The following is a 15,596-nucleotide window of genomic DNA, read 5'->3' on the forward strand; positions in this document are numbered from 1 at the left end:
TTTGCTCGTTTGCTCGTTTGCTCGTTTGCTCGTTTGCTCGTTTGCTCGTTTGCTCGTTTGCTCGTTTGCTCGTTTGCTCGTTTGCTCGTTTGCTCGTTTGCTCGTTTGCTCGTTTGCTCGTTTGCTCGTTTGCTCGTTTGCTCGTTTGCTCGTTTGCTCGTTTGCTCGTTTGCTCGTTTGCTCGTTTGCTCGTTTGCTCGTTTGCTCGTTTGCTCGTTTGCTCGTTTGCTCGTTTGCTCGTTTGCTCGTTTGCTCGTTTGCTCGTTTGCTCGTTTGCTCGTTTGCTCGTTTGCTCGTTTGCTCGTTTGCTCGTTTGCTCGTTTGCTCGTTTGCTCGTTTGCTCGTTTGCTCGTTTGCTCGTTTGCTCGTTTGCTCGTTTGCTCGTTTGCTCGTTTGCTCGTTTGCTCGTTTGCTCGTTTGCTCGTTTGCTCGTTTGCTCGTTTGCTCGTTTGCTCGTTTGCTCGTTTGCTCGTTTGCTCGTTTGCTCGTTTGCTCGTTTGCTCGTTTGCTCGTTTGCTCGTTTGCTCGTTTGCTCGTTTGCTCGTTTGCTCGTTTGCTCGTTTGCTCGTTTGCTCGTTTGCTCGTTTGCTCGTTTGCTCGTTTGCTCGTTTGCTCGTTTGCTCGTTTGCTCGTTTGCTCGTTTGCTCGTTTGCTCGTTTGCTCGTTTGCTCGTTTGCTCGTTTGCTCGTTTGCTCGTTTGCTCGTTTGCTCGTTTGCTCGTTTGCTCGTTTGCTCGTTTGCTCGTTTGCTCGTTTGCTCGTTTGCTCGTTTGCTCGTTTGCTCGTTTGCTCGTTTGCTCGTTTGCTCGTTTGCTCGTTTGCTCGTTTGCTCGTTTGCTCGTTTGCTCGTTTGCTCGTTTGCTCGTTTGCTCGTTTGCTCGTTTGCTCGTTTGCTCGTTTGCTCGTTTGCTCGTTTGCTCGTTTGCTCGTTTGCTCGTTTGCTCGTTTGCTCGTTTGCTCGTTTGCTCGTTTGCTCGTTTGCTCGTTTGCTCGTTTGCTCGTTTGCTCGTTTGCTCGTTTGCTCGTTTGCTCGTTTGCTCGTTTGCTCGTTTGCTCGTTTGCTCGTTTGCTCGTTTGCTCGTTTGCTCGTTTGCTCGTTTGCTCGTTTGCTCGTTTGCTCGTTTGCTCGTTTGCTCGTTTGCTCGTTTGCTCGTTTGCTCGTTTGCTCGTTTGCTCGTTTGCTCGTTTGCTCGTTTGCTCGTTTGCTCGTTTGCTCGTTTGCTCGTTTGCTCGTTTGCTCGTTTGCTCGTTTGCTCGTTTGCTCGTTTGCTCGTTTGCTCGTTTGCTCGTTTGCTCGTTTGCTCGTTTGCTCGTTTGCTCGTTTGCTCGTTTGCTCGTTTGCTCGTTTGCTCGTTTGCTCGTTTGCTCGTTTGCTCGTTTGCTCGTTTGCTCGTTTGCTCGTTTGCTCGTTTGCTCGTTTGCTCGTTTGCTCGTTTGCTCGTTTGCTCGTTTGCTCGTTTGCTCGTTTGCTCGTTTGCTCGTTTGCTCGTTTGCTCGTTTGCTCGTTTGCTCGTTTGCTCGTTTGCTCGTTTGCTCGTTTGCTCGTTTGCTCGTTTGCTCGTTTGCTCGTTTGCTCGTTTGCTCGTTTGCTCGTTTGCTCGTTTGCTCGTTTGCTCGTTTGCTCGTTTGCTCGTTTGCTCGTTTGCTCGTTTGCTCGTTTGCTCGTTTGCTCGTTTGCTCGTTTGCTCGTTTGCTCGTTTGCTCGTTTGCTCGTTTGCTCGTTTGCTCGTTTGCTCGTTTGCTCGTTTGCTCGTTTGCTCGTTTGCTCGTTTGCTCGTTTGCTCGTTTGCTCGTTTGCTCGTTTGCTCGTTTGCTCGTTTGCTCGTTTGCTCGTTTGCTCGTTTGCTCGTTTGCTCGTTTGCTCGTTTGCTCGTTTGCTCGTTTGCTCGTTTGCTCGTTTGCTCGTTTGCTCGTTTGCTCGTTTGCTCGTTTGCTCGTTTGCTCGTTTGCTCGTTTGCTCGTTTGCTCGTTTGCTCGTTTGCTCGTTTGCTCGTTTGCTCGTTTGCTCGTTTGCTCGTTTGCTCGTTTGCTCGTTTGCTCGTTTGCTCGTTTGCTCGTTTGCTCGTTTGCTCGTTTGCTCGTTTGCTCGTTTGCTCGTTTGCTCGTTTGCTCGTTTGCTCGTTTGCTCGTTTGCTCGTTTGCTCGTTTGCTCGTTTGCTCGTTTGCTCGTTTGCTCGTTTGCTCGTTTGCTCGTTTGCTCGTTTGCTCGTTTGCTCGTTTGCTCGTTTGCTCGTTTGCTCGTTTGCTCGTTTGCTCGTTTGCTCGTTTGCTCGTTTGCTCGTTTGCTCGTTTGCTCGTTTGCTCGTTTGCTCGTTTGCTCGTTTGCTCGTTTGCTCGTTTGCTCGTTTGCTCGTTTGCTCGTTTGCTCGTTTGCTCGTTTGCTCGTTTGCTCGTTTGCTCGTTTGCTCGTTTGCTCGTTTGCTCGTTTGCTCGTTTGCTCGTTTGCTCGTTTGCTCGTTTGCTCGTTTGCTCGTTTGCTCGTTTGCTCGTTTGCTCGTTTGCTCGTTTGCTCGTTTGCTCGTTTGCTCGTTTGCTCGTTTGCTCGTTTGCTCGTTTGCTCGTTTGCTCGTTTGCTCGTTTGCTCGTTTGCTCGTTTGCTCGTTTGCTCGTTTGCTCGTTTGCTCGTTTGCTCGTTTGCTCGTTTGCTCGTTTGCTCGTTTGCTCGTTTGCTCGTTTGCTCGTTTGCTCGTTTGCTCGTTTGCTCGTTTGCTCGTTTGCTCGTTTGCTCGTTTGCTCGTTTGCTCGTTTGCTCGTTTGCTCGTTTGCTCGTTTGCTCGTTTGCTCGTTTGCTCGTTTGCTCGTTTGCTCGTTTGCTCGTTTGCTCGTTTGCTCGTTTGCTCGTTTGCTCGTTTGCTCGTTTGCTCGTTTGCTCGTTTGCTCGTTTGCTCGTTTGCTCGTTTGCTCGTTTGCTCGTTTGCTCGTTTGCTCGTTTGCTCGTTTGCTCGTTTGCTCGTTTGCTCGTTTGCTCGTTTGCTCGTTTGCTCGTTTGCTCGTTTGCTCGTTTGCTCGTTTGCTCGTTTGCTCGTTTGCTCGTTTGCTCGTTTGCTCGTTTGCTCGTTTGCTCGTTTGCTCGTTTGCTCGTTTGCTCGTTTGCTCGTTTGCTCGTTTGCTCGTTTGCTCGTTTGCTCGTTTGCTCGTTTGCTCGTTTGCTCGTTTGCTCGTTTGCTCGTTTGCTCGTTTGCTCGTTTGCTCGTTTGCTCGTTTGCTCGTTTGCTCGTTTGCTCGTTTGCTCGTTTGCTCGTTTGCTCGTTTGCTCGTTTGCTCGTTTGCTCGTTTGCTCGTTTGCTCGTTTGCTCGTTTGCTCGTTTGCTCGTTTGCTCGTTTGCTCGTTTGCTCGTTTGCTCGTTTGCTCGTTTGCTCGTTTGCTCGTTTGCTCGTTTGCTCGTTTGCTCGTTTGCTCGTTTGCTCGTTTGCTCGTTTGCTCGTTTGCTCGTTTGCTCGTTTGCTCGTTTGCTCGTTTGCTCGTTTGCTCGTTTGCTCGTTTGCTCGTTTGCTCGTTTGCTCGTTTGCTCGTTTGCTCGTTTGCTCGTTTGCTCGTTTGCTCGTTTGCTCGTTTGCTCGTTTGCTCGTTTGCTCGTTTGCTCGTTTGCTCGTTTGCTCGTTTGCTCGTTTGCTCGTTTGCTCGTTTGCTCGTTTGCTCGTTTGCTCGTTTGCTCGTTTGCTCGTTTGCTCGTTTGCTCGTTTGCTCGTTTGCTCGTTTGCTCGTTTGCTCGTTTGCTCGTTTGCTCGTTTGCTCGTTTGCTCGTTTGCTCGTTTGCTCGTTTGCTCGTTTGCTCGTTTGCTCGTTTGCTCGTTTGCTCGTTTGCTCGTTTGCTCGTTTGCTCGTTTGCTCGTTTGCTCGTTTGCTCGTTTGCTCGTTTGCTCGTTTGCTCGTTTGCTCGTTTGCTCGTTTGCTCGTTTGCTCGTTTGCTCGTTTGCTCGTTTGCTCGTTTGCTCGTTTGCTCGTTTGCTCGTTTGCTCGTTTGCTCGTTTGCTCGTTTGCTCGTTTGCTCGTTTGCTCGTTTGCTCGTTTGCTCGTTTGCTCGTTTGCTCGTTTGCTCGTTTGCTCGTTTGCTCGTTTGCTCGTTTGCTCGTTTGCTCGTTTGCTCGTTTGCTCGTTTGCTCGTTTGCTCGTTTGCTCGTTTGCTCGTTTGCTCGTTTGCTCGTTTGCTCGTTTGCTCGTTTGCTCGTTTGCTCGTTTGCTCGTTTGCTCGTTTGCTCGTTTGCTCGTTTGCTCGTTTGCTCGTTTGCTCGTTTGCTCGTTTGCTCGTTTGCTCGTTTGCTCGTTTGCTCGTTTGCTCGTTTGCTCGTTTGCTCGTTTGCTCGTTTGCTCGTTTGCTCGTTTGCTCGTTTGCTCGTTTGCTCGTTTGCTCGTTTGCTCGTTTGCTCGTTTGCTCGTTTGCTCGTTTGCTCGTTTGCTCGTTTGCTCGTTTGCTCGTTTGCTCGTTTGCTCGTTTGCTCGTTTGCTCGTTTGCTCGTTTGCTCGTTTGCTCGTTTGCTCGTTTGCTCGTTTGCTCGTTTGCTCGTTTGCTCGTTTGCTCGTTTGCTCGTTTGCTCGTTTGCTCGTTTGCTCGTTTGCTCGTTTGCTCGTTTGCTCGTTTGCTCGTTTGCTCGTTTGCTCGTTTGCTCGTTTGCTCGTTTGCTCGTTTGCTCGTTTGCTCGTTTGCTCGTTTGCTCGTTTGCTCGTTTGCTCGTTTGCTCGTTTGCTCGTTTGCTCGTTTGCTCGTTTGCTCGTTTGCTCGTTTGCTCGTTTGCTCGTTTGCTCGTTTGCTCGTTTGCTCGTTTGCTCGTTTGCTCGTTTGCTCGTTTGCTCGTTTGCTCGTTTGCTCGTTTGCTCGTTTGCTCGTTTGCTCGTTTGCTCGTTTGCTCGTTTGCTCGTTTGCTCGTTTGCTCGTTTGCTCGTTTGCTCGTTTGCTCGTTTGCTCGTTTGCTCGTTTGCTCGTTTGCTCGTTTGCTCGTTTGCTCGTTTGCTCGTTTGCTCGTTTGCTCGTTTGCTCGTTTGCTCGTTTGCTCGTTTGCTCGTTTGCTCGTTTGCTCGTTTGCTCGTTTGCTCGTTTGCTCGTTTGCTCGTTTGCTCGTTTGCTCGTTTGCTCGTTTGCTCGTTTGCTCGTTTGCTCGTTTGCTCGTTTGCTCGTTTGCTCGTTTGCTCGTTTGCTCGTTTGCTCGTTTGCTCGTTTGCTCGTTTGCTCGTTTGCTCGTTTGCTCGTTTGCTCGTTTGCTCGTTTGCTCGTTTGCTCGTTTGCTCGTTTGCTCGTTTGCTCGTTTGCTCGTTTGCTCGTTTGCTCGTTTGCTCGTTTGCTCGTTTGCTCGTTTGCTCGTTTGCTCGTTTGCTCGTTTGCTCGTTTGCTCGTTTGCTCGTTTGCTCGTTTGCTCGTTTGCTCGTTTGCTCGTTTGCTCGTTTGCTCGTTTGCTCGTTTGCTCGTTTGCTCGTTTGCTCGTTTGCTCGTTTGCTCGTTTGCTCGTTTGCTCGTTTGCTCGTTTGCTCGTTTGCTCGTTTGCTCGTTTGCTCGTTTGCTCGTTTGCTCGTTTGCTCGTTTGCTCGTTTGCTCGTTTGCTCGTTTGCTCGTTTGCTCGTTTGCTCGTTTGCTCGTTTGCTCGTTTGCTCGTTTGCTCGTTTGCTCGTTTGCTCGTTTGCTCGTTTGCTCGTTTGCTCGTTTGCTCGTTTGCTCGTTTGCTCGTTTGCTCGTTTGCTCGTTTGCTCGTTTGCTCGTTTGCTCGTTTGCTCGTTTGCTCGTTTGCTCGTTTGCTCGTTTGCTCGTTTGCTCGTTTGCTCGTTTGCTCGTTTGCTCGTTTGCTCGTTTGCTCGTTTGCTCGTTTGCTCGTTTGCTCGTTTGCTCGTTTGCTCGTTTGCTCGTTTGCTCGTTTGCTCGTTTGCTCGTTTGCTCGTTTGCTCGTTTGCTCGTTTGCTCGTTTGCTCGTTTGCTCGTTTGCTCGTTTGCTCGTTTGCTCGTTTGCTCGTTTGCTCGTTTGCTCGTTTGCTCGTTTGCTCGTTTGCTCGTTTGCTCGTTTGCTCGTTTGCTCGTTTGCTCGTTTGCTCGTTTGCTCGTTTGCTCGTTTGCTCGTTTGCTCGTTTGCTCGTTTGCTCGTTTGCTCGTTTGCTCGTTTGCTCGTTTGCTCGTTTGCTCGTTTGCTCGTTTGCTCGTTTGCTCGTTTGCTCGTTTGCTCGTTTGCTCGTTTGCTCGTTTGCTCGTTTGCTCGTTTGCTCGTTTGCTCGTTTGCTCGTTTGCTCGTTTGCTCGTTTGCTCGTTTGCTCGTTTGCTCGTTTGCTCGTTTGCTCGTTTGCTCGTTTGCTCGTTTGCTCGTTTGCTCGTTTGCTCGTTTGCTCGTTTGCTCGTTTGCTCGTTTGCTCGTTTGCTCGTTTGCTCGTTTGCTCGTTTGCTCGTTTGCTCGTTTGCTCGTTTGCTCGTTTGCTCGTTTGCTCGTTTGCTCGTTTGCTCGTTTGCTCGTTTGCTCGTTTGCTCGTTTGCTCGTTTGCTCGTTTGCTCGTTTGCTCGTTTGCTCGTTTGCTCGTTTGCTCGTTTGCTCGTTTGCTCGTTTGCTCGTTTGCTCGTTTGCTCGTTTGCTCGTTTGCTCGTTTGCTCGTTTGCTCGTTTGCTCGTTTGCTCGTTTGCTCGTTTGCTCGTTTGCTCGTTTGCTCGTTTGCTCGTTTGCTCGTTTGCTCGTTTGCTCGTTTGCTCGTTTGCTCGTTTGCTCGTTTGCTCGTTTGCTCGTTTGCTCGTTTGCTCGTTTGCTCGTTTGCTCGTTTGCTCGTTTGCTCGTTTGCTCGTTTGCTCGTTTGCTCGTTTGCTCGTTTGCTCGTTTGCTCGTTTGCTCGTTTGCTCGTTTGCTCGTTTGCTCGTTTGCTCGTTTGCTCGTTTGCTCGTTTGCTCGTTTGCTCGTTTGCTCGTTTGCTCGTTTGCTCGTTTGCTCGTTTGCTCGTTTGCTCGTTTGCTCGTTTGCTCGTTTGCTCGTTTGCTCGTTTGCTCGTTTGCTCGTTTGCTCGTTTGCTCGTTTGCTCGTTTGCTCGTTTGCTCGTTTGCTCGTTTGCTCGTTTGCTCGTTTGCTCGTTTGCTCGTTTGCTCGTTTGCTCGTNGCTCGTTTTCAGCTCCAGCTTGACCCGTTTTCTGAACCATCAGCAAGATCAATGCCTGCGTCTGCAAACCATTTAACGCATCAAGCGAGCAGACGTCCCAGGGCGGGCACATCCACATTACCGCCACTGATCAGCACGCCCACCTTGCGGCCTTGCAAATCTCCCTGCCGCATTACCACCGCAGCACCCAAACAACCCGTAGGCTCCACCACCATCTTCATGCGCTCCGCAAAGAAACGCATGGCCTGAACCAGCTCGGTATCAGGCACCGTCAAAATATCCGTCACCATGCTACGGATCAACTCAAAGGTCATCGGAGCCAAAGCTTGGGTCAGCGCCCCATCAGCAATGGATGCAGGTGGCGCAATCTTGACGATCTCCCCACGGCGCAAGGACTGCTGAGCATCATCCCCTGCCTGCGGCTCCACACCAAAGACTTCGCAAGCCGGAGCCATGGCCTTGGCAGCCAGCAAGCAGCCCGACAGCAAGCCACCGCCTCCTAAGGGAACGTAGAACTGCTGCAAGTCCGGCACCTCCTGAAACAGCTCCAATGCTGCCGTCCCCTGGCCCGCGATGACATCGGGATGAGCAAAGGGAGGAATCAAGGTCAGCCCTTCACGCTCGACCAGCTCTTGTGCAATTTGGGCACGATCCTGGGTCAAGCGATCGTACTCGATCACTTTGGCACCGTAGCCACGCGTTGCGGCCAATTTGGCAGCCGGAGCATCCGAATTCATGATGATGGTGGCAGGAATACCCAGAAGTTTGGCCGACAAGGCCACAGCCTGTGCATGGTTGCCCGAAGAAAAAGCCACAACACCTGCTTTTTTTTGCTGATCATTTAACTGTGCCAAGGCATTGAAGCCACCTCGAAACTTGAAGGCGCCAATACGCTGAAAGTTCTCACACTTGAAGTAGACTTCGCCATTCAGGCGCTCGTTCAAGGTTGCAGAGGTCAAGACTGGTGTGCGGTGGGCGACAGGTGCCAAGCGTTCAGCAGCAGCGACAACATCAGCAAAATCAGGTAATTCCAGGGACATGGCTAAAATCTCGGTTTAAAACTCCAACCCACATTATGCGCGATGCCAAGCAAAGCAGCCTAACGCTGACCGGACAAATCTAGCCTGGCTGCACTGGATGACCGATTTGCCCACGCACTCCCTGTATCCTGCCCCAACCCTGAGTACTCAGGCGGCGGGTGCTTGGTGTACCATACTGTATATTCAATCAGCGTAGTCATCATGGCCATACACTCCGATTCGCTCTCCAGCCTGCCTTCTGAACAGCGCATCATCACGCCCAAACCCTTGTCACCCAACGAAGAGTCCATCGAACGCGCCTTGCGCCCCAAGATGCTGGAGGACTATGTCGGACAAGCCCGGGCGCGTGAGCAACTGGAAATCTTTATTGCGGCTGCCCGCCAACGCCAGGAAGCCCTGGACCACGTTCTGCTGTTTGGGCCGCCCGGTCTGGGTAAAACCACTCTGGCCCATATCATTGCTCATGAAATGGGGGTGAACCTGCGCCAAACCTCAGGCCCCGTATTGGAACGCCCGGGAGATCTGGCAGCCTTGCTGACCAACCTGGAACCCAACGATGTTCTATTTATTGACGAAATCCATCGCCTGTCACCCGTCGTGGAGGAAATCCTGTATCCCGCGCTGGAAGACTTTCAAATTGATATCCTGATTGGAGAAGGCCCAGCCGCCCGCAGTGTCAAACTGGATCTGCAGCCCTTTACCTTGGTCGGTGCCACCACTCGTGCCGGCATGCTGACCAACCCCTTGCGCGACCGCTTTGGCATTGTGTCCCGCCTGGAGTTCTATGATGTCAAGGACTTGACACACATTGTGGCGCGTAGTGCAGGGCTACTGAATGTCACCACCACGGATGACGGCACCTACGAAATTGCCCGCCGCTCACGTGGCACACCGCGTATTGCCAACCGGCTTTTGCGCCGCGTACGCGACTACGCCGAAGTCAAAACGGGCGGCATCATCCATACCGAATGCGCCCAAGCTGCGCTGTCCATGCTGGAGGTAGACCCGCAAGGACTGGATTTGATGGACAGAAAATTGCTGGAGGCCATCGTCCATAAATTCGACGGCGGTCCAGTAGGCGTAGACAGCCTGGCTGCTGCCATTGGCGAAGAGCGCGACACCATCGAGGACGTGATCGAGCCCTATCTGATCCAGCATGGTTTTTTACAACGCACTCCCAGAGGCCGTATTGCCACGCTGAACACTTGGCGTCACCTTGGACTCACGCCTCCACGCAATACACAAGGTCAGGATCTGTTTGGAGCAGAATAAGCGTTTAGCCCCGCCGAGCCCAAGGGCGAAACACCAGTAGCAAGGTAATCGCAATGGATACAGCTGCAGCCAACAGCAAGGCTGGCAGCCAGTGCATCTGTGTAAAGACCATGGCTAGCGTGGTGCAAAATCCTGCCAGACTGCCGGTTCCCCACAAAGCCGAACGCAGAGTCGCTACCAGGCTGGCAGCACCCAGGGTTTGATGAATGGTCACAGCCACCACGGTATAGCCAATGGGAAAGGCCATGATCAGCCCTGACAAGCTCGGCCCCAACAAAGAGCTGCTGGTGGTCACAAGCGCAACCAAAAGTCCCGCCAAGGCCCCTCTGAATATCAGCAAGCCCCACCCCGCCTTCGCTTTATTAGTCCCTTTCATGCCGGCCAAACGGCGCGACGCGCGCAAGCTGAACGCAGTGACGGCAATAAACAAGGCTAGCCCCAGCACAGGTTGCACGGGCATGAAGGACAAGAGCAAGGCAGCTACCGCCCAACCTGCGACCGCACACAACAAGGTGCGCCAAGGCGACAAGTTGGGAGCACAAAGAATGATGAGCAACAAAAACAGTTGCGTCGCACTCAGCGAATACACGGCATAAGTTGCCGCTTGCTGCACATAATCGGCAGGAAACTGTTGGGACAAAAAATAAAAGCCGGGGCCCAGCACCATGGGCAAGCCCGCCAAGGCCCCCCCGATCAATGGGCCAAATGCGCCCACTGACCACGAAACCAGCACAACCACCAAAGCAGTAGCGGCCATGCGCACGGCCAAGGCAGACCATGCCACATCAAGCAAAATAGTTTCCACGAAGGTATCTTGCAGTGAAACCAGGTATCAAGAGCTGCCCAGCCAAGCATCATGACAGACACTAAGACCGAGCTAGCTCTTTCTTCCTTAGCTCACCACACTCCAGTCCAGAGCCTGACCGGCCGCCAGCGGAATCAATGGCTCACCGGCCATTTCCACGGATTCGGGAATAGTGAACTGGCTGCGTTGCAGCGTCATTGTTCCTTCATTGACAGGCAAGCCGTAAAAAGCGGGGCCATTCAAGCTGGCAAAGGCTTCCAGACGATCCAGACGACCGGCCTTGTCAAAAGCCGATGCGTACAGTTCCATAGCGTGCAGCGCGGTATAACAGCCCGCACAACCACAGCTTTGTTCCTTGCGGCTACGCGAGTGGGGTGCGCTATCTGTCCCCAGGAAGAAACGATTGCTGTCACTGGTTGCGGCGTCCACCAAAGCCTGACGGTGCTTCTCACGCTTCAAGACAGGCAGACAGTACCAGTGTGGCTGCAAGCCACCTTGGAACAGAGCATTACGGTTATAGAGCAAGTGATGGGCCGTGATGGTCGCAGCAACCGGGCCCTCGGCCTGGCTCACGTAAGCGGCGCCCTCTGCCGTGGTCAAATGCTCAAATACCACTTTCAGCTCGGGAAAAGCCTTACGCATAGGAATCATCACGCGCTCAATGAATACGGCTTCACGGTCGAACAAGTCGATACTGGGGTCCGTGACCTCGCCGTGCATCAGCAAAGGCATGCCCGATTCCTGCATCTGGGCCAGTGCCTTGGAACAGTTCTTCAGCAAATCCGTCACACCCGCGTCAGAATTGGTGGTGGCCCCGGCAGGATAGAGCTTCACGCCATGCACAACCCCGCTTTCCTTGGCGCGAACAATTTCCTCAGGCTGAGTATTATCAGTCAGGTACAAGGTCATCAAAGGCTCAAACTTGCCGACATACTCGGTTTTGGCCAAGGCGCTCAGAATACGCTCCCGATAGGCCAACGCCTGTACGATTGCGGTAACGGGTGGGGTCAGATTGGGCATGACGATAGCCCGGTCAAATTGTGCCGCAGTATGGCCCAAAACCGACTCCAACACAGCACCGTCGCGCAGGTGCAAATGCCAATCGTCAGGACGACGAATGACCAGGGTATCCACAGTAGGGCTCATATCTTTACTCAATATCAAACAACGGCTCTGTGCTTTGAACCATCAAGAAAGCAACAGGTGCCACAATTGCCTTTCAACAGGCCGAATCCGTCATTATGCTACAGCTACCTGCGCTGCGCATGTCAGCACAGAAGTTCCGAACCCCACTTAATCGTGCATTGCAGCAGCCTGTAAACACTGGCAAATCTGCTTACAGACCCGCAAAGCTCTTGCTCACAAAGGGCTTGGACGTACAGGGAGTATCACGGTATGCTGACAGACAAGTCGTGCCCTAGCGCATAACCCGCCCCTTCAACTCGTTTCTCAGGAGTTCCGTTCATGGCCAGCACTGAAAAAAAACCTGCTACCCGCAAACCCAATGCAGCCTTCATGAAACCACTCACTCCTAGCCCGACACTGGCTGCGGTGATTGGCTCTGGCGCGCTTCCGCGCACTGAAGTTACGAAGAAAATCTGGGAATACATCAAGAAACACGATCTCCAGGATCCCAAGAACCGTCGCAATATCAATGCTGACGCCAAGCTGCGCCCCTTGTTCGGCAAGGATCAGGTCTCCATGTTTGAACTGACCAAGCTGGTCAGTGCTCACCTCAAATAAGCGCGGGGTGCCCAGGCACCTTTGGCAATATCGGGTCGCGTTGCTGAGCTTTCAGCCGCGGCCCTTTTTCATGTGGCATCATAAAGCCTCTGCATTCGCATCTTCATGTCGATGTCTATCTCTGCTCCTCCCGATCCAAGCCCACGTGTTCTATGCTGGCTGCGTCGTGATCTTCGCCTGCATGACCACGCAGCCTTGCACCACGCACTGAAAAGCGGTTTGCCTGTGGCCTGTGTGTTTGTCTTTGACAGCACAATCCTGGAATGCTTGCCTGCCGATGATGTACGACTGGCTTTTATACACGACAGCCTGCTGCAGGTGCAGGAGCAACTGCGCCAATATGGCAGCGAACTGATCACAGCCCATGGTGACCCGGTACATAAAATTCCTGAACTCGCTAACAGCCTGAATGCAAAGGCCGTCTATGCGAATGAGGACTACGAACCTGCGGCTATGACTCGGGATCAGACTGTCAGCCGAACCCTGTCCACACAAGACATCGAGCTACGGCTCTTCAAGGACCAGGTCATTTTTGCCCGCGATGAAATCCTGACGCAGCAAAAACAGCCCTATACCGTTTTTACCCCCTACAAGCGTAACTGGCTGGCGCGCATCCAATCGAGGGATATACAGCCCTATGACTGCACGCAAGGGCCATGGGCTGCCCTGCCAGAGCAAGCCTTGCCTGATTTGGACGAATTAGGCTTTCAGGAAAAATCTCGTGCAAAACTACTCAATCCCGCCGGTTGGCAAGGCGCCCAGACCTTGTTGGAGCAATTTGAGCCCAGAATCCATGCCTATCATGAACGCCGGGATTTTCCAGCCAAACGAGGTGTGTCCTATTTGGCCCCCCATCTGCGATTTGGAACACTATCCATCCGCCAAGCCGTATCTCTGGCCTGGCCCAGCGACTCCGAGGGCGCGGCTACCTGGCTGAGCGAACTGATCTGGCGAGAGTTCTACCAGCAGTTCCTATGGCATCATCCAGAAACGGCGACAGAAAGCTTCAAACCCGCCTACAAGGACTTGCCGTTTCCTAATCGCGAAGACTGGTTTCAGGCCTGGAAAGAAGGTCGAACCGGCTATCCAATTGTTGACGCCGCCATGCGTCAATTGAACCAGTCTGGCTATATGCACAACCGGCTACGTATGATCAGTGCATCCTTTTTAGTGAAAGACTTGCTGATAGACTGGCGATTGGGCGAGCAGTATTTTGCCCAGAAGCTACTTGATTACGATATGGCTTCCAATGTGGGGGGCTGGCAATGGGCCGCCTCCACCGGATGTGATGCGCAGCCTTACTTTCGCATCTTTAACCCCGTCACTCAATCGCGTAAATTTGATCCAGACGGACAATTCATACGTCGCTATGTGCCCGAACTGGCATCGTTGGACAAACAAGCTGTTCATGCGCCTTGGCAAGCCAAGCAGCTCCCTATCGAATTCCGGCCGGGACAAGACTACCCGGCCCCCATCGTGGATCACGACACGCAACGGCACCTTGCTTTGGCCTTATTCAAGCAAGCAGGAGAGCACGAACAAGCGAATTGAACTACTTTAAGGATACTTATGTCAGATAGCTTCAAACGACCTTCTCCGATCAGTACCTCCGTATTACTACAAAATCTGCAAGCCGCTCACCCCCAAGCACGAGTTGCCGTCCTGAACTTCGGCGCAGACCATGCCGAAATCTGTCTGGTTCATAAAGGCGTCCCTGTCCATACCGAACACTTCCCAGAACTCAGCGGAATCCAACTGTTGGCCAGCTGTTTTTCAGACTCAAGCTCACGGGAGGCGCAGTTGGAGCATGCCATTGAAGCCGTCGAAGACGCTATCCTGCCAGCCAGTCTGGATCTACGCCAGTTTATGGTATTTGCTGCCGGTGATTTCGCAGAAGAGCTTGGCGCCTGGCTCCATGAAGCCCAAGACAGCGAGCAGCACATCCTGAATCGGGACACGATTGACGACCTATTCACCCTGTATGCAGCCGCCAGCCAAGGGAATGTCAGCCTGAAAATGATCAACGCTGGCTCTTTGGAAAATACCCATCAACTAGTCAACAATCAAAACCTGGGTATGTACCTGCTACTTCTGCGTGAATGCATGCACCATATGCACATCGAGCAGATTCACCTGCTGGCGCCCTGAGACTTCCCCTTTTGAGCATCCATATAAAGATAAATCCAGCCATTCAGGAAACAGCTTGGAATTAACCTAGGCATCGCCCAGATGCAAGCATCGAAACAGTGAATGCCCTGCCTTATATAGCGAGACTTTCTGAAACGCTGTTAACACATCTTGAGTTTTTTCCTTGAGGCTTACACAGGGTGAAGCACACAGCTTGCAAGCCATGCTATGAAGCTGAGTCAGCCTGTATAGCCAGGAAACTCAAGACAGCTCCAGCTCAGAGCTGATCGAAACGAGATCACAAAACCAGATCACATCAAAAAAGGTGCTCACCAGAGCACCTTTTAAAATACCTCTTTCCAGCTTGACTCGGAACAAGCCGGGTACTGGATCGGCTTAGTAATCCTGACCCAGTGCTTGACCGCCTGCCAAAGCCAACCAGCCTTTGATCAAGCGATGCACTATCCAAACCAAGGCCACCAGTGCAGTTACCCAACCAATGAAAATGGCCGTCAGCAAGGCACTCAGCACCATCCACAACAGCCCCCACCAAAAGGTCTTGATAACCCAGTCCAGATGGCTGGCGTAAATTGTGCCTGATGCATCACCGCGTTTGACATAGGCCAGAATCACTGCTGCCACAGCCGCCGCACCGAAGATACCTGCACTGATCATAGCCAAAGAAAACAAGCCATAGCAGATGTGCGTAATCTTGCGCAGCGACAAGCCTGGTTCAAGCTCGGGGCTAATGGGCTGATTCATTCAGTTCTCCTGAAACAAGCATTAACAATAACTATATCGAACCATTTTACCCATACTTTGGGCATTAACCGTATGACGGTGGTAAAGCTACCACCTTACAGATAAAAGGAGAGGCCTACAGCCGCCCACTCGCAACGGCCACTAACACATCACGGGTAAAACAAGCCCCGTCGTGCTCGATAAAAGCGGCAACCCGCAGCCGCACAAAGGAAGGACGTACCCGGAACGTTTTTTTACGGGAGGAAGGGAAGGTGCTGAATAGACGAAGGATTGAGAAGATCCAGCGTACACACAGCCAATAAACCATCTGCTCGATGAGGCCCAAGGCTCGGGATTTCTTGGCTCTCCGGATGCCAAGCCGTCGTCGCTACCCGAGGTCTATCAAAAAAAAGCGGAGCAGCCACGTACAACAGATAAAAAAACGACGGCTTGAACGTCAATCACCATGATGCTCGATAGAGGCCAGGCTCCTGACATACCCCGAAGAAGAGAATGAACATGCAATCCTTTGATCCCAGGACTGCTCGTAATGGTGGCCGAGCCAATGGCGTCTCGGGCTGATAGGCATACGTATGTAGAGGGAGAGATAAACGTGCCCGGAACGGGCCTGAAGGGGTGGTGGTAGGCCTGGAGGAGGGATCGTGAGGATCGCTGGCCTTTGTGCAGCCAGAAGGGGTGTCGGTGCGCCTGAGGCGGATGACCCAGGGAATCAGGCCTATGTGGCCTCCGGGCGTGCCGGTCGCGTGTGCGGTTGTTGCGCCTAAAACAAAACCCCCGCAAGGGATACTTGCGCTCAC

Annotated in this window: 8 protein-coding genes; 4 read left to right on the forward strand and 4 right to left on the reverse strand. The window is 52.4% G+C overall.

What is annotated here, in order from left to right:
* Positions 1–7,130: 7,130 nt before the first annotated feature.
* On the reverse strand, positions 7,131–8,090 hold the full coding sequence (locus ACDI13_RS04590) for a threo-3-hydroxy-L-aspartate ammonia-lyase (protein ID WP_316988568.1): 960 nt from the start codon (positions 8,088–8,090) through the stop codon (positions 7,131–7,133).
* A 201-nt stretch (positions 8,091–8,291) separates the two neighbouring features.
* On the opposite strand from ACDI13_RS04590, the gene ruvB reads away from it, so the two are divergent.
* Entirely contained in the window at positions 8,292–9,362 is a 1,071-nt protein-coding gene (gene ruvB / locus ACDI13_RS04595) for a Holliday junction branch migration DNA helicase RuvB (protein WP_316988569.1), read from the forward strand.
* Between the two features lie 4 nt (positions 9,363–9,366).
* Here ruvB and ACDI13_RS04600 read toward each other — a convergent pair whose 3' ends face one another.
* The gene (locus ACDI13_RS04600; RefSeq protein WP_316988570.1) at positions 9,367–10,167 is read right to left on the reverse strand and encodes a hypothetical protein; all 801 of its coding nucleotides are present in this window, start codon (positions 10,165–10,167) and stop codon (positions 9,367–9,369) included.
* An 87-nt stretch (positions 10,168–10,254) separates the two neighbouring features.
* A complete protein-coding gene (gene pyrC, locus ACDI13_RS04605) occupies positions 10,255–11,313 on the reverse strand; it encodes a dihydroorotase (protein ID WP_316988571.1) in 1,059 nt (352 codons plus the stop codon).
* Positions 11,314–11,631: 318 nt separating this feature from the next.
* Between pyrC and ACDI13_RS04610 the strand changes: the two genes are divergently transcribed.
* The 3 genes from ACDI13_RS04610 to ACDI13_RS04620 all read left to right on the forward strand — a co-directional run bounded on the left by ACDI13_RS04610 (position 11,632) and on the right by ACDI13_RS04620 (position 14,058).
* Positions 11,632–11,910: an SWIB/MDM2 domain-containing protein gene (locus tag ACDI13_RS04610; RefSeq protein ID WP_009459783.1), complete on the forward strand. Its 279-nt coding sequence runs from the start codon at positions 11,632–11,634 to the stop codon at positions 11,908–11,910.
* 111 nt (positions 11,911–12,021) lie between these two features.
* On the forward strand, positions 12,022–13,461 hold the full coding sequence (locus ACDI13_RS04615) for a deoxyribodipyrimidine photo-lyase (protein ID WP_372372492.1): 1,440 nt from the start codon (positions 12,022–12,024) through the stop codon (positions 13,459–13,461).
* An 18-nt stretch (positions 13,462–13,479) separates the two neighbouring features.
* A complete protein-coding gene (locus tag ACDI13_RS04620) occupies positions 13,480–14,058 on the forward strand; it encodes a hypothetical protein (RefSeq protein ID WP_316988573.1) in 579 nt (192 codons plus the stop codon).
* A 375-nt stretch (positions 14,059–14,433) separates the two neighbouring features.
* Here ACDI13_RS04620 and ACDI13_RS04625 read toward each other — a convergent pair whose 3' ends face one another.
* Complete coding sequence (locus tag ACDI13_RS04625) at positions 14,434–14,799, reverse strand: hypothetical protein (protein WP_316988574.1); 366 nt, start codon at positions 14,797–14,799, stop codon at positions 14,434–14,436.
* Between the last annotated feature and the right edge of the window lie 797 nt (positions 14,800–15,596).

This window comes from Alcaligenes faecalis, from assembly GCF_041521385.1.
GTDB lineage: Bacteria > Pseudomonadota > Gammaproteobacteria > Burkholderiales > Burkholderiaceae_B > Alcaligenes > Alcaligenes faecalis_E.